Genomic DNA, 20,420 nt, shown 5'->3' on the forward strand with positions numbered 1-20,420 from the left:
AGCCGCACGCGGCCAGAGCGCACTGATCGGATTGAGACGCATGCGCGTGCGCGATTCAGCGACATGTCGCTGATGGGGCAAGAAGTCCGCACGCCGGCTCGGACGACGTGGTACCAATGTGCCTTGTCCGTCGACACGGGAGGTTTGCGTGGCCGCGCCGCAATGGGTCTTTGACCCGGTTCCACCGTCAGGTGCACTCAGTGGAGGAGATCCCAAGTCGTACCTTTTCAGCCCAAATATCGACTCCCTCGTTCGGGAGGTCGTGCAGAACGCTACTGACCAACAGGCCGGCGATGACGCGGTACACGTCAGGTTCACCCTCCATGAACTCGCCATACCTGATCGGGATAGCTTCCTTGCCGCGCTCGATTGGCCGCGGCTGCGCGAACACCTTCGGGGCGTCGCCGCGAGCGACTCGCTCATCAATGGCCGAGTGTCTGATGCACTGAATGACATCGACTCCGGCAGGCTACTCGTCCTGCAGATCGAGGATTCAGGAACCAGAGGACTTACCGGGCCGGAGGACGGCACGGCAGGGAACTTCGCCGCGCTGTGCAAACACGTTCTGGTGACTAACGACGACAAAGCCGCAAAGGGTGGCTCATACGGTCTTGGAAAGGCCGTCCTGTGGCGCTTCTCGGCGTTGGAGACGGTCTTGTTCGGGTCCGCCTTCCATGATGAGAAAGGCGACCAAGATCATCGCCTGTTCGGGCGAACAGAGCTGCCCTTCCACGACGCCGAGAATGGCAAGTGGGCCGGCCCCGGGTGGTTCGGTGTTCCGGAGCAACTCCCGGCGGGCCGCAGAGCAAGGTCTGTACGAGAGGCGGAAGCGGCGCAACGGGGGGACGCCTTGCTCGTCGGCCGTGAAGCGGCCACCGGGACAGGAACCACCGCGCTCATCGTCGGCTTCTCCGAGCCGGCCTCGGAGCGACCCCGGACGGTGCCGGAAGTGGTCCACGAAATCGCGCTGTCTGCCGCCAAGTGGTTCTGGCCTCGACTGGGCGACGGCAGTCTCGTAGTTTCCGCTCGAGGTTACGTAGGGGGCGATCCGGTCATAGACGAGCTCGCCGACCCGGCCCTCGTGGACCCTGGTTATATCGTCGCCGTCGAGGATTCGGTGACGGGTTACAATGCTCTCTCGTCCGGCGACGTCGCGGAAAAACCCTTGGAGTTCCGCGTACCTCGTCTCAAGACCGACACTGGGAGTGGAGAAGTCGAAGGGCATGTGACTCTGCGCCTAGCGCGTGTCGACGATGACAGGCCCGCGGACACATCGACCGTTGCCTTGGTGCGCGGGGCTGGGATGGTCGTCAAGTACCACCGAGTGCCCGGAATCCCCCTCCAAGGTGGCGGCTACAGGGCCGTACTCCTCGCTGGGACTCGGCACGGATCGGATCCGTCCGACGCGGCCATCGAGGAGTTCCTTCGATCGGCCGAGCCGCCTGAGCACGATGACTGGGTGCACCACACCAATGCTCTGCGCTCTCACTACCGTCCGGGTGGGAAGGCGCGGCTGGACGAATTATGGGGAAAGATCCGGATGGCTGTCATGGAGATGACCAGCAGCAAGCCGGGTGGGAGCGAAAAAGGGCCTGAACTCCTCGCGAAACACTTCCAGGTCGGCGGAAGGCTTGGTTCCCAGAGTCAGCGTCACCGGTTCTTGGTCGACTTCGGCAGGATGCGTTTCGACGGCCACGAGTGGACGATCGAGGGTCGAGCACGCCGAACCGCTGGTGACAAGGCGTGGCACGTGGACATCGGAGCGGCCTTGGCGGGGGAGAGCGTCAAGGTGCCGATGCAACTCGTGAGTGCTACTGCGGATGTTGGAACCGTCGTGTTGGAGCGAGGTAAGGAACGCGCGCGGGTCACCCTTCCCAACACGTCCACGTCCGTGCGGTTCGTCGTGGTCGCCCGTCCGCATCAGGAGGACGCAGCGCTCGCCATGGAGTCCACTCTCCGTGTGGAAGCACTACCTCGCGAGGAGGTCTGACGTGGGCTGGCAGCGCGCCTATCCGTACGCAGAGGACGACAGCGCCCTTGTGGGGACAGTCTCGGCGGCGTCGCCGGGCTTGGTGCAGCGATCTGACGGGACATGGGACGCCTTCAGTGAGGAGCTCGCGCTCGCGAGCTTCGCCGTCGAGGTGAAGGTCGACGAGGAGCGGCTCGCCGCGTGCTTGCCTGATGGGCTCAGCCCCGACGCCTTCGTCGAGATCGCGGTTCGCTTGACAGGATTGCATTCTCGGCAGCGACGCGAGCTCCGGACGTGGGAATCCGGCCAGCAGAACTTCACGGTCGACCTCGACCCCATGGAGTACGTCGGCAAGGTGGACCTGGACGTCGTGGCGCGACTGAAGGCGCCAGTGGACCACGTGCCGGGCTTTGCGCACCTGGCGGGGTCGGTACTGGCTCGAGCGGAGCTTGCCACGATCTGGTTCTCCGAGCCGCCCAAGTCCATCGGTGACACGTTGGAAGTCAGGTGGGAGGACTTCGACAACGACGGCGGCTTGGTCGATGGACAGCTGTTCACCGTGCGAATGGAAGAGCGGCCCGTCATCCTACTGAACTCGGCCGTCCCGTCGGCATACGACATCCTGAGTTCCAAGGGAACATGGGGTGCTGCTGCGCGGATTCGCGACGCCGTCTACGCCCAGATCGTCCACCAAGCGTGGTCGTCCATTCTGTCCCACTGTTTCATGGAGGTTGTGCGTCACGACGAGGGTGAATCGGTGGATACGGTTTTGGCGGAGCTCGAGGAGTGGCAGGCGCAGGTGCTACGAGCGTGGGCGCCAGCTTTTGAGCCCGGTGAATCCGACCCCGACCTCGCCGTTTCTGCGCTGGTGGAGGAGGTCCGTGCCACGGGCAGCTTGGTAGTGCTGCAGAAACTTCCCGAAGCGATCCAGGCAAACTGCGTCACGATCTCGGGCTTCAATGGGCTCGTGAAGGAGTTCGACCGATTTCAGAAGGAACCGACGTGACATACCTGATGCGATACGGAAGTGGGCTGAGTGGCAAGCAGCTTCAAGCCGTTCTGCAGGGTGGCCTCTCCCCCCAGACCCATCCGCTGGGTGCGGACATCAACCTGTCTCCGATGCACCGAGCCGTGGAGGCAATGCGAGCGCCGGATGGCGCCATCAGCCCGACGTCGGACGGAGAGTTCGCGCCGGTGGTTTACGAGACGTTGTCAGATCTGCCTGACAGACATCTTCTGGACAACAGATTCTGGCAGTGGCTCGCCTGTACCGAGTTTCGCGAGTACGTGCGCGGTCGCTGGGCCGCGGGCGTGGATCTAGACGTGGACCCGACTCTGAAGCCCAGCCAACAAGCTCGGTTTCTTGGCAACCCGGGATTGAACGGTCTGGGAAGAAACGCGCTCTCCAGACTCTTCTGGACGGCGCGGGTCATGCAAGACGCGGATCAGGGCTACGCGCTCACGAAGGCCCTTTTCACGAAGCAGGATCTGGCGGTTGGAGTCGTCGAGCGGTCCTTCGGCCTGATTCCCGCGGTAGCCAGGGCGTGCGCGCAACATCTGTCGGCACTGCCCGAAAAGGACCATCGAGCGGCGCTCAAGCGACTGAACCTCCGCGCATCCACGGTGTCCTTGGAAGGCGCCTCAGAAGCGGACGTCCGGGCGCTGCTCCTAGAGTGACCTGGTCCGAACCTCAGCCACCTGCTGAGGTCGCGTGTCTCGTTGGGCGTGTCGCTCTGGCAGTTTGTCGGGTTTCAGGGAGCGAGCTGTCCAAGATGCGCCCGTGCGTCGAGAGCGGAATCACCGAACGCAATTGGAGAACCATGAGGGCTCTCTACCGAGCTCACTCTCGCTCGTAGCCACTCGGGGCTGCAAACCAACGGCTTGCTTCGAGGTGGCCGATGTAGAGGAAGTGGGCGTAGTCGTTCGACGAGACTGGGCCGAACATCTCTCCGGCCTCGTTGATGTAGAAGCGTCCCCCAGAGGCCCCCTTTACTGCGGAAATACGAGCTGCTGTCTCGCGCGCGGCCGGCCCTCCAACCTCGTCCGACAGATGGACGATCGCGACTCGCCGCTCCGAGACCACTCGCTCGTACTTCACGTCCTGAGCCCCGGCCTCCAAGACATAGCGGATCCCGACGTGAGGGCCTGGCCAAGCATCTCCAGGCTGCAGGCCGTCAGGTGCCGACGGGCTCACGACCACGCCGTCCTCGGTCTTGAACTCGAGCCTCTCGTCGTAGTGACCCGCCCAGTAGCAGCTCCTCCCGTCACCCCCCTTGACCAGCACATCACCCCACTCGTTGATGTAGAAAGGACCCCCCGGAACGCCGTTGAGGACCATCTTCACCGCGTTCACCATGTCGGCGAGGTCGCTGTGGTCGGCGGTCGCGAGAAGCTCTTTCATGCTGTGGCTGATGAAGTACTCGAGCCGGATCTCGCCGTGGGCGCTCACCCTGTACTTCGCATCGCGGTTGACGTTCGACGGCACCAGCCCGGTGTACGGCGTCAGACCAGCCATTTCCTACTCCCTTTCCTTCGGCCACGAGAACCCGCCGGTCACGTCGGCGACGAACACGCGGCCACCCGTTCCTTCGGTCCAAGCATGGCCGAGGTTGTTGACTGAGAACCGTGCGAACCCCCGGTCCATGGCTTCCCAGGCCTCAAGCACCCGCCGGGCGTTTCCCTCACCCGAAGGGTCGCCACTGCCATCCACGAAGGCGAACTCCGCCCCACCCCGGACAGCCCGCGAGATCTGGCCTCCCCCACGCTGTGACACCTTGTAGCTTCCTTGCGTCTTGTCGCCCGGGCCCGGGTAGTCCTGGCCCGGTCGGAGTGCTGTGACATCGAACTTTGTCTTCGTCGCTTCCTCGGACAGGGCACGAAAAGGTTCGCGGAGCCGGCCGACCAAGACGAATTGCCCTGGATCACCCCACTCCCACACGAGGACCAACAGGTACTCGGGTGTGACACGGAACCTTCCGCCCTCCCGCCCTCGGACCCGCGCCACCATCTCGGCGACATCCTGCGGATTGACGATCTGTGAGCCGAAGGCGTTGTTGACGACGCCGTTGGTCTTCACGGAGTACTCCTGGCCGGTGAGCACGCCCGGCCACGGGATGACGTCCTCGGGCATGCGTTCACCGAGTGCCGCCCACACCTGCTCTTCAGTCGGGAGCGGGGTCCGAGGCGGCGCCTCCTGCGGTTCGGCGATAGCGGACTCGAAGCGCCATTTCCAGTAGCGGTTGGCGTCTTCGCCCGTCAGGTCGCTCCAGTCGGCCTTCGCGTAGATGAGGTCATCGACCGTTCCCTCGACGTAGATCAGGTGCATCGTCGAGCTTTTACTCGCCCCGTCGTCGTCGACGACCCGCCTCAGGACCCGGCCAAGGGCCTGCACGCGTTGTCGAACCGACGATGTCGATGCAACCGAGACGCCGGTGTCGGCCTCGGGAACGTCGATGCCTTCGACGAGCGACTTCACGGAGACCAGCACGGGAGCCTCGCCGCTGGAGAAGGCGGCGAGCGCGGCACGCCGCCGTTTGTCTGCGAGCTTGGAGTGTTCGAGCTCGACCCGGACGGGTGCGAGGATGCCGTGGTCCAATTCGGCGGCGGTGAGCTCCTCTCGCAGTTCTTCGAAGAGGCGGACGGCTTCATCGACGCGTTCGTGGAACAGGATGACGCGGTGACGCTCGCCATCAGCGAAGACCTCCTCCACGATCTGGCGTGCCACCCGCTGGCGTTCGTGCGCCCGGTAGAGGAGATCCTTGCGCTGGGCGGTCAGTTGGACCCAGCGCCTCGCGACTGCGCCTGCCTCGTGACGGCTTGATGCAAGCGATCGAGCGCGCGCGGTCTCGATGCCCATGCTGCGCAACTCGTCGCCGGCCTCGTCAACGCGGCGGCTGACTGCGTCGTACCGTCGTTGCTCGTCCGGCGACAGTGCGACTCCGTGGTGGTGGAGAGTGAACTCTGGAAGCCAGCCGGACAGGCGTGCGTCCTTCAAGGTGAAGCGGTAAACGATGCTGCCAAGAGCCTGACCGACTGCCTGCTCGTCGTAAGTCAGCAGCTCACCCTCGTCGTTGAGCTCTTCCCGGTCAGGAGTGGCGGAGAGTCCCAGGCGGTACACCGCGGGCGTGTCGAGAACCTTGCGAAACTTCGGCGCCCCCGCACGGTGGCACTCGTCGACGATCAGCATGAGCGGCCCGGCCGAGGCAGCAAGAGCGGGCAGCTTCGAGCTCGCGGTGTTAAGCACGGCCACGACGACGCGCGCCGTCTTGAACGTCGCCTTTCCACCGGCACCGAGTAGGCCCACATCGGCCTCGGTCAGTGAGGTCCGCGCCACGATGTTGTCGCGCCACTGGCGTGCCAGCGCCTCGGTGGGTACGACGATGGCCGCGCGGAGGTCGTTGTCACGCCGCGACGCCTCGGCGAGACAGGCCAGTGCGATCAGAGTCTTGCCGCCGCCGGTGACGATCTCGAACGTGCCGCGGTACGGCGTCTGGTCGGTGCCAGCGACCCATGCTCGAACGGCGTCTCGCTGCCAAGGGTGGAGCTGGAAACCGGTGGTGGTGATGGTCATCGGGTCTCGCGCCACCGCAGCAGTTCCTCGCGGACCGCCAGCTGTATCTCCCGCATGAGCCATTCCCGCATGCGGGGGGCGACGGTCTCGTACACCTGAGTGCTTACGCGCTCAACCACGTCGTCGGCTTCGGTAGAGCGCGCGGAGCTCGACCAAGAGCCCGGCCCCCGCTCGCGGGCCGGCGGGGCGCTCGTCCCGTGGACGTCCTCCCCGGGCGAAGTAAGCATCGGCTGGGGTGCGTCCACAGCGAAGCCGAGCGTCCCGTCAAGAACTGCGAACGGATCCTGGGCGATAGTGATGCCGCGCTCAAGCATCTCCGCTCGTGACAGCAGTTCAAACGCAGTCAGATCGAGTGCGTCTGCGAGCTTCGAGAGCGCGGCTTGCGACGGGTACTTGCGGCCCTTCTCGATCTCCGACAGGTAGGCGTAGCTCAGTTGCGTCTTCTCTTCGAGCTCGGTCCGCTTCATGCCTCGCTCGATCCGCGCCACCGAGACCGCCTTGCCAAGGTACTCGGCAGCCCGCTTATCGGTAGCCACAAAACTCTCCCTCAGGGCCTTGCTTGCTCCAGCGCAAAGCCATAATATTAGTGCTGTTGGCATATCGATCAGGTAGACCTCACACTGTCAGCCTCAATCTATTCGGAGCCTACTACACATGGCCGCAGTAAGTGTTACGCCGCTGGAGCGGGAACTGCACCTCATTGACGTCGAGAACCTCATCGGCACGCCATACTTCACGGCCGCTGCTGTCCGCGCGCTCCGTTCCGCCTACAACTGCGTCAGCCAGGCCGCTACCGGGGCTCTGCAGGTCATCGGAACGAGCGCGGCCTCCAACGTGCTCATCGCCGCTCTCGCATGGGGAAGCGCGCGCCCCGTCTTCGAGAACGGCCCTGATGGTGCGGACCGCGCCCTGCTCGCTGCGGGTGAGTTCGCCCCCGAGCGCCGGTTCGGCCGCATCGTCATCGGCTCCGGCGACCACGTCTTCGCGTTCTACGCGGCCGACCTCCAGAGCAAGGGAGTCGAAGTGACTGTCGTCTGCCGTCCGGAGGCGCTGTCCCGCAAGCTGCTGCTTGCCGTCAACGACGTGCGTTACCTGCCGCACATCGACAGCGGGCCGACCGCGCCGGCGAGCCACGGCGCCCTGGGGCGGGTTGCCTGATGGCGGTCAGGCGGGGACGTCCCTTAGCGATGCCCGACCTCCGTGCGCCGGACATCATGCCGGTTCCGATGGAGCTGCTCGACCGCGGCGCGTGCGGCGGCCGGGCGAGCGTTTTCGACGACGAGAGCGAGACGATGCCCGCCAAGCTGTTGTGCGCGTCTTGTCCCGTGCGAGCGCGTTGCCTCGACCATGCTCTCGAGTTCGAGGAGTTCGGGGTCTGGGGTGGAACGACTCCCGAGGAGCGTGACGTGATGCGCGGCCACCCTTTCAGGTGGACCTGGGAGCAGCGAGTCGAGGCCCAACGGCTTCGCACGGTCTTCAGCCGCGGTGTGGCCGAGGAGATCATCGCGGCCGAGTACGCCGTGTCCACGCGCTCGGTTCAGCGCAAGAAGATCGAGTACCTCGCGCTCACGGCGGCGGCGTAGGCGACTGCGCCCGGAACGGCATGCCCAACTCGGCTCTCGGCAGGCAGCCTCGGCAGGCAGCCGGGGGCTCGAAGCACTCATCGTCCGTCTCGGCCCCTCTCGTACCCAAGGCAAGGCTCATTCGACGAGTGAAACAGGATTGATCGTGGAGCACTGGTTCTATCCGGTCGAGTCGAGAGAACCCAAGTAGGTCCAAGTGGCCCCGATCAGCGCCACTCCGGCACCGGATTCGTTGAGGATGACGGTGCCTCCGTGGGGCAGCAGGCTTGTCCAGCGACGGGCCGCGGCGAATGCAACCGGTCCGACTTCGTTGGAGAGCAGGTCGACCGCATCGGGATCATAGAGATCCGCGACGCGAGGCAGGAGCCTCAGCGGCCGCCCCTCTGGCGGGGTAGGCCACGGGTCACCGGGGCGCAACCTGCCAAGATCCACGCCGACGGCCGTCTCGCGAGCTTGATGGCTCGCGGCCTGAACCGCAATCTGGGCGAGCTGAAGCTCGTCGTGCATCGCCTCGAACTCGGCTTCGAGTGATTGCAGACGGACTTGGGCAGCAGCGTTTGCCTTGGCCAGCCCACGCGCCTCCGCGAGCTGAGCCGCGGCGATCTTGAGCTGCTGCTGGGATCTCTGGACCTGGAGCACGAGGTGTGCCACTTTTGGTGGCGGCGGAACGTCGCCGGCCTTCAACTGGGCGATCCGGGTGAGCACGGCGCCCATCTCGTTCTTCAGCGGCAGATCAGCCTGTAGGGCGAGCTGAGTCACCTGCTTGGCGTACTGCTCCAACTTCTCGAGTGTCGGCAGGGACTCGAAGTGGAACTCGGCGTTTCGGATGTTCGCTACCGTCTCCATGAGGTCGTAGAACATGGGCGTTTTGGGCAGCACCTCACGCAACGGCGAGTCGCTGTTCTTTGCGGGCTCGCGCAGGCAGAAGGCGGGGTCACGCAAGTTGAGCTTCTGCTTGTACATCGGAGGCGGGTTGTAGCCTTGCACGCGCTTCTGGCGGAGCGCCTCGAGCCAGTTCGGTCCAGCGATCGGCTGCATGAATGCGTCGTACTTGTAGCCGAGGTCCCAGCCGACGGCGCGGAGCATGGTCGAGATCGTCCCCAAGATGTTCCCGATGTCCGCTGCGGCCGGGAGGTACACCTTGAAGGGCCGCACGTTCATTCCGACACCCCCTGCTTGCGCAGCATCGGGACGATACGTGTGATGACGAAGGCGACCAGTGGCCCCAAGGGATCGCCCGCTGGGAACCGTGCACACAGGTAGTTGCGGCGCCTCCCCTGATCTCCCAGCACCTCGGCACGCGTCCCCGTGTCGAGCGCGCCCGCCTCCACGAGGAAGGCCGACGCAGAGCCGTCCAGGGCCGCGTCGAGATCGGCTACGGTGGCCTGCCGCATGCTTCCGAACGGGTTCTTGTGATCCCACTTGGCGATGCCGAGCTCGCAGACGTCGGTGCCGTCGTCGCTCGCCCGGACCCCCATGCGGAGACGGTTGACCAACCGTTCGTACTCCGGCGGGCTGTCTACGCGACTCGTCACCGCACACTGCCCGCCGTCCTCCCACCGTTGGTAGGTGAGCTCTAGGAGCACGTCTCCTGCGGCCACCACCCCGGCCACTTCGAGCGCGTGCTGCGCGTCGCCTCCCATGTCCGTGGTCTCGACCTCGGTGCCCCCGTGGTCAGGCACCATCAGCACGGCAGGGCCGATCTGCAGACGACTCACTCCGTGTCACTCCCCACGAGGTTGTCAGCGACAGTCTCACTCTGCGCGTCTGGGGCAGCCCTGATCTCCACCCTGGCGACGCCGAGCAGGGTCACGTCGCCGACGCCCTGGCTCTGCCGGTGGAGCTCGGCCAGGCGCTCCATGCGCTCCCGACCCAGTCGCTCGACGAGACCCTCGTTGCCCTGGACGGTGCTCTGCCAGACCGGAAGGATCTGCCGGTCACCGGGGTCTTTGCTCGCGGTGAGTCGGTCCAAGGTCTTTCGTGACTGGTCGAGCTTGTCGGCCGCAGCCTTGTCTCGGTAGTCGAAGAAGGCGTTGATCTTGTCCACCTCCCGCATCAGGCGGCTCTGAGCGTCTTTGGCAGCGTCGGCTTCCAGCGCGGCCGAGACGGTCCAAGCGTGCTCGCCCGCTTCCGTGATCGCGGCGTCGAGCGAGTCAAACACAGCCGCCTCGATCTCTTCCGGCACGATGGCCGCGTCATTCTCGAGATGCGTCGCCCGTTCGACCAAGAGCTTGGCGCGGTCCTCGTCAGGTCCGGTCTGGTCGTCCACGAAGCTCGTGTGTAGCTCCCGGATGGTCTTCAGTCCGGGCACGGTGATCTGGTGTATGACGAGCCAACCACTGGCGGGCTCGAGGCTCGCGTCCGCCGGGACGACGACACCCGTGGCGCTGCCGTCGTACTTCTGCTGGGTGACCCGTTCCACCAGGTCATCGATCACCGGATGCCCGAGCGCCATGTACTCGACGTGCTCACTGTCCGGAGCGACGTCGGGTCTGAACGTGACGGTGCGCTTGGTGCCTACGTCCTTCGTGTGCCGGGGGTAGTCGCTGATGAACGGCTCATGGAAGGCGATTTTGTAGGTTCCGTCTGGCTCTTCTCGTAGCCAGGTGTTGACGTCAGCAAGCAGGGCCAGACCGAACCGCTCCATGTCGCCGGCGGGGATCCGCTGCGAACCTTCCTCGAGTTCCTGGACGACCTCCTTGGAGAACGACTTCGTCTCCATGATGAAGTCGCGCAGCTTCTCCTCGGCCTCGCGTGCCTCGGCGATCCGCTTCCCGACGTCAGCCTCGTACTTCGCCAGTTCTGCGTCGCGCTCGGCGTCACCGAGCTGGAAGATCCGCTTCAGGTCGGTCTCGGTGTCTCCGAGGATCGGGTCGAGGCCGCCGACGGTCTGTTCGAAGATGCCGATCCGGTTCTCCAGGACGTCGAGGACTCTTTCCTCGATCGTGCCCCGGATCCAGAAGTTGAAGACTTGGACCACGTTCGTCTGACCGAGCCGGTCGACGCGGCCGATGCGCTGCTCCACCCGCATCGGGTTCCAGGGCAGGTCGTAGTTGACCAGGAGGTGGCAGAACTGGAAGTTGCGCCCCTCGCCGCCGGCTTCGGTGCTGAGCAGGATGGTGGGCTTGTCCGAGGTCCGGAAGGCTTCTACCTCCTCGTCCTTGGCGGCCGGCTTGAGCTGGCCGTGGAAGAGGTGGACTTTCCAGCCCAACTCCTCCTCGAGGCGTGCCTTGAGGTACTCCTGCGTCTGTCGGAACTCGGTGAAGAGGAGAACCTTCGGGTTCTCCTCCTGCCGCTCAAGATCTTTGAGCCCGGCGATGAGCGCGTCGGCCTTCGAGTCGGTGGGCAGCTCGTCCAAGAGGCGGACGAGATGCCTGAGCTCGGCGGCCTCCTTCTGGCTTAGATCGCCGATGGCCGTCAACAGCTGGCTGAGCACTGCCTCGTCGTCGACCTCCTCGTCAAGACGCTCGGCGAGGTCAAGCAGCGGTTTGGCCAGCGCCGTGGCAGCCGCGGCCGTCGTGGAGTCCTGTTCGAGTTTCGAGCGCCGCTTGTCGAGCGACATTCGAAGCGCGCGGGTGCTGCTCGCCATCAGCTTCTGGAAGATGACCATGACGAAGCCGATCGCAGTGTTATTCTGTGTGGCTGCCAGCTGGTAGCCGTTCCGCACGTAGTCCTCGACCGCATTCAGCGCCGTCCGCTCCGCCTCCGTAAGGGCGACCTCCCAGCGGTGTGCCTGCCGGGGCATGAAACCGCCGACGACCTTCTTGCGGTTACGGATCAGGATCTGGCTGAGCAAGTGCTCGTCCGCGAGCTCGTCGCAGACCGCTGCGATGCCTTCCGGGCCGGCACACAGTTCCGCCTCGACCCTGGTGGCTTCCTTGCCGAGCCAGCCAGAGACCTTCGCGAGGATCTCCTCTTGGTTGTCACGATCTGCGTACCCGTTGATCTTCAGATCCTGAACGAGTGCGTTCAGCCCTGGAACCCTGTCACGGTGGTTGGTGAAATGCCCCAAGGTCGGGAACAGTGCGGGGTCGAGCAGCTCGATGAGCCCGTAGATCTCTCCAGGGTCGAGCTGCATCGGCGTCGCGGTGAGGAAGAGGGCTGAGCGCTTGGAGAAGGTCTGCGGCGAGACGAGCTGCTCCACGACGCGGTACAGCTTGGTTCGCTCGACCTTGTTGCCGATGTACCGAACTCGTGCGTGGTGGGCCTCGTCGACGATGACCAGGTCCCAATCGACAGCGGTGGCAAGCCGGTTCCATTCCCTGGTTGTGATCCACGAGCTCGACACGATCGAGCTTTTGATGTGCTCGAACGGGTTGGTATCGGCTCCGTGCTGGTTGCGCAGATACCTCGCCGTCTCGCTGTTGATGATGGAGAACGTCTCGTTGAACTTCGTCTTCAGCTCGTACTGCCACTGCCGCATGAGGTTCGGTGGGACGACGATGAGGACACGGTCGGCGCCCTTCCGTGCGCGGAGCTCTTTCAGGATCACACCGGCCTCGATGGTCTTGCCCAGACCGACCTCGTCGCACAGGAGAAAGCGATGGGGGTAGGCAGAGATGACCCGGTGTACCACCGAGACCTGGTGCGGCTTCAGGTCGATGCGGGACTCACCCAGCGCGATCAGGTCTCGGTTGAGCGCTTCCAGATGGTGCGCGTGCGCGGTGAGGGCGAGCCAGAATTGACGGGGCGTGCCCACCATGCCGTTGCGGAGCCGGTTGGCCGGGTCCATGAGGATGTGGGGACGCAGGTCCTTCTCCTGGACCACTGTCACGTGAGACCCGACGGCAACGTTCCAGCGAGGAGGCTCAGCGTTCGAGAGGCCTTGAACGACTCCGATCTCGCCGGTGGTGACACGACGCACCGAGCCGCTGAGCTCCACGCGGCGGACGATCTGGGGTGCTCGCCTAAAGATGCGTACGTCGTCGAAGTCGTCGAACTGAACCGTGACATGGTGGCCGGTCAACTCGGTAATGACGCCGAACCGTTCCTCCCCCATGTCCTGCCACGAGACGAGCCCACCCTGAATCATTCCGACCACCGTTGCCTACCTTCTCAGAAGAGCCTGGCGCTAGTCGTGCCGCCAGGCTTAGCCTTGGGCGGCTGACGAAGTGCCGGTGGCACGGCCGGCAGTTCGTCAGCGGCCACGAGCGGGCCGGCGACGATCTCATCGAGTAGCGCCACGCCCTCGGGCACACAAGCAATAGTCTCCCTGAGCGCGGCGACGATCTCGACGAGCTCGGTGCTCCACTCCGGCGACCACGTACTGGGCCGGATGTGGTCGAGCGGGGAGTCGCTGGACGCGGCTCGGCCCGCTGGCTTGGCCATTCGGTAGCCGAGCCATTTGGGGATGACATCCATGCCACTGACGGCGAACTTCCAGACCTCGTGGGGGACACCCGTGAGCATTCCGTCGGCCACGCGCAAGGTCTTGGAGTCGGGGCTGTACTTGATGTCGGCCTTTGACTCGGGTAGCCGGCTCGGCTCCGACTCCCAGATGACTCCGGCGGTGGGAAGCGCGTCGCTGCCGAATCGCTCGCCGAAGGTCTGAAGCCAGATCAGCTTCTCGCCGTGCGCGGCCATCCGCTGGAACAGCTCGCGGTCAGCCGTAAGCGGCACACGCGGACCGGGGGTTTCCAGCGCCTCGTGAAAGCGCTCGGTGTAGTCCGCACCGGCGAGTACGCCATAGGAGTAACTGAACAGCTGCTCGACAGTCACTTGAGTGTTGAGCTTTTCGCTGACCTTCGCAAGCGCCGCGGGATCGACGTTAGCAGTGCCGTTGGCGTCGCGAAAGAGAGGCACGATGTCTTTCCCGCCCCGACCATTGAAGCAATGAAGGTCGGGTACGTCGGTCGAGACAGTTGCTGCTGGCCCCAGGCCCAGCCGATAGGAGGAGGTGGCGAGATAGACTTGGTTTTCCGATAGAGACCACCAGAGGGAAGGGCTCTCAGTCTTCGCCATCCTGGGGTCATCGAACGCCCACTGCCGATCAAAGGAACGGAAGGCGTAGCGCCGAATAGGAGGGTGAGGCGCTCCAGACTTCAGATCAGCGATCCGCTCCCGTCCACCGACGCGCGACATAACGTCGCGTCCAGAACTCGGCGTCACGAACATGCGTGCACGCTGTGTAGGGTCACTCTCGCCAACGAGTGCCTGCCAGCGCCGCGTAAGAATATCTTTAGCTGTTGCGATAGGCCAAGTCCGACCGAACTTGCATCCAGGCTGTTGCCATGGGAACAAGTCCGCCAGTCGCGGGAACAAGACCCATTCAGCACCCCCCGTTGCATGGGTGAGTGGCGCACGCCAGTCAGTGCTGGCCTCGGCCGTGTTGAGCTTCGCCTTGCCCGTAGCAAGGTCTGTCAGGGCACCAAGCTTCTCAGCGCGGGTGCCGCGATAGCTCGCGTAATGCACTGGGGCCGGGGTTCTGCGGTTGCCGTTGCCCCGCCGCACCAAGGTCACGATCGCGACCGGCGACTCGATGTCGAAGACGTTCTCGTCCTTACGAGTTCCCTTGTTGTCGCCGTGGAGGTCAACGACCACGATCTCATCGGCGACCTCGCGTGCCAGTCGTCGGAGGCCCAGGAAGCCCGGGCCGTCCAGCCATGAGGACGCGGTAATCATGGAGACGACGGCCGGTCCCGTGTTCTCTTCGAACACCTTCCAGATCGCCCATCGCCAGAAGTAGACGTAGAGGTTGTAGAGGCTGGCGTGTGCACTGAAGATCACATGCTTCTTGGCGTCGTCGAAGATGTCGTCGAACAGCGATCGGGACGCGCCGTCCTGAAGAGCGGTTATGAAACCCCCGGTACCGATGCTCGCCACACGGTCGTACGGCGGGTTACCGATTAGGACGTTGTGGTTCCAGTCGTACTTCACCTCGTCGGCGTGCGCGCCCTCCGTGCTGATCGGGTCGGCAAGCTCGTCGATGACGTGCGGGTGCTTCGCGCCGAGGGTGTCGCCGAGGTAGATCGGCAGACGGGTCTGCTCGCGCAGCTCTTCGGAGATGTCCAGAGAGACCTTGAGGTGACTCACGGCGTACGAAGCGAGTGATATCTCGCAGGCCGACGCGTGTGCCAGGGCCGCCGCCTCGCCGGTGTCTCCCGCGTTGCGTCTGGCTTGGCGGATCCACTCGACGAGGAACGTGCCGGTCCCGTTGGCAGGGTCGAACATCGAGACGACAGCGTCCTCGGGTTGGGCCAACCGTGGGATCCCGATCTCGGGATGAGCCGCGGTGTACTCCGCCCACGTCGTCAAGTCGGCGACGCCGAGCGGCAGACCGAAGGACTTCAGCGCGTCGTCAACGGTCTTCACGATGTAGCGCACCACCGGCAGCGGCGTGTAGAAGGCGCCGAGGTCCTTACGTTGCTTCGGGTCGTACTGCGCGAGGAACTCCTCGTAGAAGTAGACGACGGGGTCGTCGCGCTGGTTGTCGGCGCCGAAGTCGGCGAGCAGCTCGTCGACGTCGGTGACAGCCAGCTGCTCGGCGAGTTCGTTGAGCCCGAGTTCGTCGACGTCGATGACTCCGTCCGAGTCGTCACGGAAGCGTGAGTAGATCGCGTCGAGGAACTCGTTGTCGAACTTCAGGGCCGAGACCGACTGGTCTGCCTTGAACTTTTCAGGATGCGCGATGCGCGCGGTGAGCAGTCCGTAGACCATCGTCTGGGCGTAGACGTCCGCGAATCGCTCCGGCGTGAGATCGCCGAGAAGCTGCTGACGTACGTCGTTGAACAGCGCCCGGATCGGACCTGTCTCGGTCTCGACCTCGTACATCGTGCGGACCTCGTCGCGGACGTCCTGGGCGACCTCTGCCATTCGTGCCGACAACGCCTTGGCCGACTTCATGCCCTCGCGGTAGCCGTGGAAGCCCTTTCCGTATTCCGGGCTCAGGACGATCTTCGGGCCGTGCGGCGATGCCCAGAACAGGTCGCTTACTCCCTTGCGCACCAGCAGGTCGAGGCGGGCCGGGGTCGGCTCATGGCTCCACGACAGGACGTTGAGGACGCGCTTGCGGTCCTTCTCGCGGAAGTTGACGACGTGCAGGAGGTGCTCCTGCCCCTCTGAGAGGCAGAAGAAGAGAAGGTCGGGAAGGGCCCATTGAGCGTGGGTGCCGCTGCCCGTGCGTGCGCGCTCGTTCTTGACCAGACGCTGCACGAGGCGGCGAATGGCGCCCACAGGGAGTTGGCCGCCGTCGAACTCCAGCACCCACACGCCGAAGTCCTGGTCCTTCTGCAACTGGGGGATCTGTGAGATGTGCTTGAGCTTGGCTACCTTCTCCGGGTCGAGGTGCAGCTCCTCGGGCTCCCACTCCAGTTGGAGGTCGTCCCAAGAAAGGCCGTGCGGGATCGGCCAGTCCAGTCCGTCGAGGAGAAGCGTCAGGAGGTCGTCGGCAGACCTGGGTGCCGCCTTCAGGAGCTGGCGCAGCCGCTGTTCGTTCGTGCTCATCGGACCTCGACCCAGCAGATCGTCTTCGGTGATGGGGCGTCGAGCGGCAACTGGGTCTCCTTGCGCATTCGCTTGGTCTCGTCCCGCTCGAACGCGCGCAGAGCGGCTTGGACCTCGGCACGATCGGTGAACGCCTGGGCCTTGTCTGTCGGCTCGGCACTGATTGCGTCGGCAATGGCGTGGAGGCCTCGCTCCACTCGGTCTGTCGTGCGGAGTGACCACTCCACCTCACCGGGCTCGAGGGTCCACTCCGGATCCGCGTCGTCGTGCACCTTAGTCAGGACCGGCACACGTCGGCAGATGAAGACGCCTGAGGGCCCGCCTGACTTGGCGACGGAGATACCTTCAGGAAGGCGTTCGACGAGTTCCTCCAAGCCGGGGTTCTCCGTGACGAGCTCCAGCCACCTAAGGCGGAGCTCCTCGATGGGGGCGATGTCCCCGTTGTACTCGTCCTTGAATGCCTGGAACACCTTTACATCATCGAAGATGTCGGACTCGTCGAACAGTTTCCCACCCGGGATCCCGAGGGTGGTCGAGATCATGAGGGTCTTGTTCTGCACGCGGTTGTAGAGCGTGAGCAGGGTCTCGATCTCGGCTGGCGGAAGGAAGTTGCGGATCTGGATGTGTCCGCGCGACTTCTTGGTCGAAGGCCGCTCCCTGACGAGCTCCGCTTCGATGGAAGGGTTCATCCGTCGGTCGACGCGACCGATGCGCTGCATGAGCCGCACCGGATTCCAGTGGATGTCGTAGTTGACCAGCAGGGTGCCGTCCTGCAGGTTCACACCTTCGCTGAGGACATCGGTCGAGACGAGGACGCGCAGTGGCGCCAGAGTCGTGCGATCCGCGGCTGAGACCTTGTTGTAGAAGGGTGCAAACCGCTTGATCATCGCGTAGCGGTCGTTGCCACGGGTCCCGTCGATGCGGTCGACGTCAGCCAGGCCGTCCTGCTTCAGCCGCTCTTCGAGATAGCGGGCGGTGTCGGCGAACTCGGTGAACACGATGACCCGCTGTGTGCGGAACTCAGGCGTGAACACGTCCTTGTCGAGTGTCTTCTTGCCGCTCTTCGGCGGTCCGATCAGTAGGTCGCGAAGGTGGAGGTACTTGTCGTCGTACCCCGCGCCGCCCAAGATCAGGTCCATGAACCGCTTGAGCTGGTCGAGGTCCTCGAAGGCGGCATCGATCATCTCATCGAGCCGATAGTCGCCGTCCACGAGGTTGTACTCGAGCTCGCTGAGCTCTTCTTCGGTGAGGTCCTCCGCGTGCCAGACCTCGGCGAGGGTGGCACGATAGCGATCGTGGATGTCCTGCAGCGTGCCCTCGTTCGCCGCGCGCCATGCGGCGAGTTTCGCCTCTTGGCTCGAAGCGATCTTGGAGTTGACGTCGAGCCAGCGCAGCACCTTGGCAGAAAGGTCGAGGCAGGAGCCTGCAAACGCGGCGAGGCTTGACTCGAAGCGCTTGAGGAAGATGGTTCGGATCAGGGCGACGACCTGACGTTGGCGGTTCTCTGCGACCGTGTCGACCGCCGTGTCGGTCGAAAAGGCCAGTGGGTAGTACATCGGGAGCTTGAACAGGGGAGTCGCGCGACTGAAGGCGTTCTGCAGCTCGGTGAAGAGCGGGGAGTACAGCGTGCCGAAGTCGTATTCCACGACGCGCGGCACCTGCGTCTCGGGGAAGACCACGTCAGGGCCGCCGGCGACCTTGGCGCTCTCTACGGCGTACTTCCGGCTGTTCTGGTGGATGATCGCCTGGAAGAGCTTGTCCTTGGCCATGAGCGCAGCGATGGCGGAATAGTCGGGGACGCCACTCTTGAAGGGCTTCTCCAGTTCGACCGTGTACTTGCGCAGACTGTTGATGCCGATGCTCGAGAAGTGGTCGTCGGCATCGACGCCGGTGAAGAGCTCGGCCTGGTGGACGAGGTCGAACAACGTGTTGTTGATCGGCGTGGCGGTCAACAGGAAGACAGTCTTCCCCTTGCAGACCTCGAGCATGCGCCACCACCGAGACCCCCACGGGTTGTCCTCGGTGCGCTTCGCGCCGTGATTGCGAAAGTTGTGGGCCTCGTCGATGATGATGACGTCGGCCTGTGCGGCGAGCTGCTCGATCTTCTCCGGCGCATCCGTTCTGGACAGATCGGTGTGCGCCATGACCCTGACATTGGAGAACGGGCCGTGGAGGATCGGCAGCTTTTCCTTCAACTCCGGGTTCCACACAGCGTCCTGGCCGGTCTTGGTCGCCATGATGAGCACGTTCTTTCGGTGTCGCACGGCGTAGTACTCGGTGAGCATCAGGCCGACGAAGGTCTTGCCGAGACCGACCCCGTCGGTCAGGAAACCGCCGTTCCAGCGTCGAGACATCTCGACCAGCGCGTGGAACCCCTCGCGCTGGTAGGGGGCGAGGAGCGGGTAGATCGCCGAGTCCGACTCCTCCCACGTCTTGTCGGTCGGGTCGACGTTGGCCGTGAGGGAGTGGAGGGCCTTCGCGTAAACCTCGAATGGGGTGAACTCGCGTGCGTTGTGCTCGAGCACGGCGAGGAGGTCCTCGTTGACTGGAGCTGCCTCGTCCCAGTGCTTCTCATACCACTCTTGGAGATCGGCGACTTCCGGTCCTTGGAACCGCACGTTGAGTTCGACGTTCTGCGTCAGCCCCGGGCGTGTGAAGTTGGACGAGCCGACGAGCGCAGCCGAGCCCACCACCTGCAGTTTGCTGTGCGTGATGTACGCCTTCGCGTGAAACTTCTTTGACCTGTAGACGCGGATCTCGATCTTGCCAGCGCGTATGCCGTCGACGACGGCGTCGACGCCGGTGAGGAAAGGGTCGCCAGTCTGCCGCTCGACAACGATGGAGGTGTCCAAGGCGGCCGCGATCGCATCAGCCGTGGCCCGACTGGTCTCGCCACCGATGAGCAGGCGGATCTTGTCGACCTTCTGCCAAGCGGCGTCCAGCGCAAGGAAGGCGCCGATCTCGAAGTGACCCGTGGCGATGTCGATCGCCGAACTGATGTCGCACCACTCGCGGACGTACTGAAGTGCCTTCCAGTCCTCAGCGGAGTTGTCGACGATGAATTGCTCCGGTGTTGCCAACGTTCAGTTCCTCCCACCATGGTCACTGCGGTTCACTCTAGTGACGGGATTGATTACCTTGTCGCTTTTGAGGTTCGTCTGTACCCCACTGCCGTTTGCATGCGTCGGACTTGAGGCTCATTTGCTTCCACAGCACAGTCAGAGTCACCGCAACGCGCCGTGCTCCGCACGACCGCAGCTCCACTGCCGTGGTCTGAGAGATGACGGTGACTGCCAGTCACACTGCGAAGAAGGTTGGTCGGTCGTCTGCGCAAGGACTATGGAAAGCGCGGTCACTGCCCGAGTCTCCGACGAGTACCCGACAATATTCCGCCGGCCGACATGCCTCTCCGCGCGCGAGCTCAGTGACCGACCCCACGGGCGGTACCGAATGCACGGTTGCCTCGGACTCCTCGTCAGCCCGAGGGCGACTGGCAGCATCCCGGGGTGGTTTGCGCCCTACCACGCGGCAGGCGCCTTGATGCGCGCCGAAGACGGGCTGTCTTGGGAGGACCAACTGCTTCCAGACCGAGTCACAGGCGACGACGTCGACGGCCACCTGTGTTTCGTGAGCGACGTCCTCCACCACGTGTCGGCGAGCTCGTCGGCCCGTTAAACGATGTCGTTGCCTTGCGCGCCGCAAGCGCATCCAGGGGTTGGCTGGTCGATCACCGAACCGAACGTGTCGCCGCCGCGAGAGTCTCGATCGGTTGGGTGCTCGGAGTCCGGCTGCGGCCCGGGATGGGGACGGACGTCTCCATGAAACTCGGCGCCATTGGCTGTGTCGGCCGACCCAA

At 64.3% G+C, this 20,420-nt stretch carries 13 protein-coding genes; 5 read left to right on the forward strand and 8 right to left on the reverse strand.

What is annotated here, in order from left to right:
- Nucleotides 1-148 precede the first annotated feature (148 nt).
- From H9I49_RS04345 to H9I49_RS04355, 3 genes are read left to right on the forward strand one after another with little or no spacing between them, the layout of a single operon-like run.
- The gene (locus H9I49_RS04345) at nucleotides 149-1,990 is read left to right on the forward strand and encodes a hypothetical protein (RefSeq protein WP_188029061.1); all 1,842 of its coding nucleotides are present in this window, start codon (nucleotides 149-151) and stop codon (nucleotides 1,988-1,990) included.
- Nucleotide 1,991: 1 nt separating this feature from the next.
- Complete coding sequence (locus tag H9I49_RS04350) at nucleotides 1,992-2,975, forward strand: hypothetical protein (protein ID WP_188029062.1); 984 nt, start codon at nucleotides 1,992-1,994, stop codon at nucleotides 2,973-2,975.
- Nucleotides 2,972-3,646 (forward strand): DUF6339 family protein, encoded by a 675-nt coding sequence (locus H9I49_RS04355; protein WP_188029063.1) that lies wholly within the window; start codon nucleotides 2,972-2,974, stop codon nucleotides 3,644-3,646. The genes H9I49_RS04350 and H9I49_RS04355 overlap by 4 nt, the downstream gene beginning before the upstream one ends.
- A gap of 163 nt (nucleotides 3,647-3,809) precedes the next feature.
- Here H9I49_RS04355 and H9I49_RS04360 read toward each other — a convergent pair whose 3' ends face one another.
- The 3 genes from H9I49_RS04360 to H9I49_RS04370 are packed head-to-tail and all read right to left on the reverse strand — an operon-like array spanning nucleotide 3,810 to nucleotide 7,075.
- Nucleotides 3,810-4,484, reverse strand: coding sequence for a hypothetical protein (locus H9I49_RS04360; protein ID WP_188029064.1), 675 nt, complete (start codon nucleotides 4,482-4,484; stop codon nucleotides 3,810-3,812).
- Between the two features lie 3 nt (nucleotides 4,485-4,487).
- Nucleotides 4,488-6,539, reverse strand: a complete 2,052-nt coding sequence (locus H9I49_RS04365) for a DEAD/DEAH box helicase (protein ID WP_188029065.1) — start codon at nucleotides 6,537-6,539, stop codon at nucleotides 4,488-4,490.
- Nucleotides 6,536-7,075, reverse strand: coding sequence for a helix-turn-helix transcriptional regulator (locus H9I49_RS04370; RefSeq protein ID WP_188029066.1), 540 nt, complete (start codon nucleotides 7,073-7,075; stop codon nucleotides 6,536-6,538). Before H9I49_RS04370 ends, H9I49_RS04365 begins: the two co-directional genes overlap by 4 nt.
- A gap of 118 nt (nucleotides 7,076-7,193) precedes the next feature.
- On the opposite strand from H9I49_RS04370, the gene H9I49_RS04375 reads away from it, so the two are divergent.
- Both H9I49_RS04375 and H9I49_RS04380 read left to right on the forward strand, forming a co-directional pair.
- The gene (locus H9I49_RS04375) at nucleotides 7,194-7,697 is read left to right on the forward strand and encodes a hypothetical protein (protein WP_188029067.1); all 504 of its coding nucleotides are present in this window, start codon (nucleotides 7,194-7,196) and stop codon (nucleotides 7,695-7,697) included.
- Nucleotides 7,698-7,726: 29 nt separating this feature from the next.
- Nucleotides 7,727-8,122, forward strand: coding sequence for a WhiB family transcriptional regulator (locus H9I49_RS04380; RefSeq protein WP_255523601.1), 396 nt, complete (start codon nucleotides 7,727-7,729; stop codon nucleotides 8,120-8,122).
- 159 nt (nucleotides 8,123-8,281) lie between these two features.
- Here the strand turns inward: H9I49_RS04380 and H9I49_RS04385 are convergent, their stop codons facing one another.
- Genes H9I49_RS04385 through H9I49_RS04405 form a run of 5 tightly spaced genes read right to left on the reverse strand, consistent with a single transcriptional unit; the run spans nucleotide 8,282 to nucleotide 19,644 of the window.
- Nucleotides 8,282-9,283: a hypothetical protein gene (locus H9I49_RS04385; RefSeq protein WP_188029068.1), complete on the reverse strand. Its 1,002-nt coding sequence runs from the start codon at nucleotides 9,281-9,283 to the stop codon at nucleotides 8,282-8,284.
- The gene (locus H9I49_RS04390; protein WP_188029069.1) at nucleotides 9,280-9,840 is read right to left on the reverse strand and encodes a hypothetical protein; all 561 of its coding nucleotides are present in this window, start codon (nucleotides 9,838-9,840) and stop codon (nucleotides 9,280-9,282) included. The genes H9I49_RS04385 and H9I49_RS04390 overlap by 4 nt, the downstream gene beginning before the upstream one ends.
- Nucleotides 9,837-13,121, reverse strand: a complete 3,285-nt coding sequence (locus H9I49_RS04395) for a helicase-related protein (RefSeq protein ID WP_188029070.1) — start codon at nucleotides 13,119-13,121, stop codon at nucleotides 9,837-9,839. Before H9I49_RS04395 ends, H9I49_RS04390 begins: the two co-directional genes overlap by 4 nt.
- 56 nt (nucleotides 13,122-13,177) lie before the next feature.
- Nucleotides 13,178-16,564, reverse strand: a complete 3,387-nt coding sequence (locus H9I49_RS04400; protein ID WP_188029071.1) for a type ISP restriction/modification enzyme — start codon at nucleotides 16,562-16,564, stop codon at nucleotides 13,178-13,180.
- Nucleotides 16,561-19,644, reverse strand: coding sequence for a helicase-related protein (locus H9I49_RS04405; RefSeq protein WP_188029072.1), 3,084 nt, complete (start codon nucleotides 19,642-19,644; stop codon nucleotides 16,561-16,563). Before H9I49_RS04405 ends, H9I49_RS04400 begins: the two co-directional genes overlap by 4 nt.
- Nucleotides 19,645-20,420: the final 776 nt, after the last annotated feature.

Origin of the sequence: Terrabacter sp. MAHUQ-38 (assembly GCF_014518425.1) — a bacterium.
Taxonomy (GTDB): Bacteria; Actinomycetota; Actinomycetes; order Actinomycetales; family Dermatophilaceae; genus Terrabacter.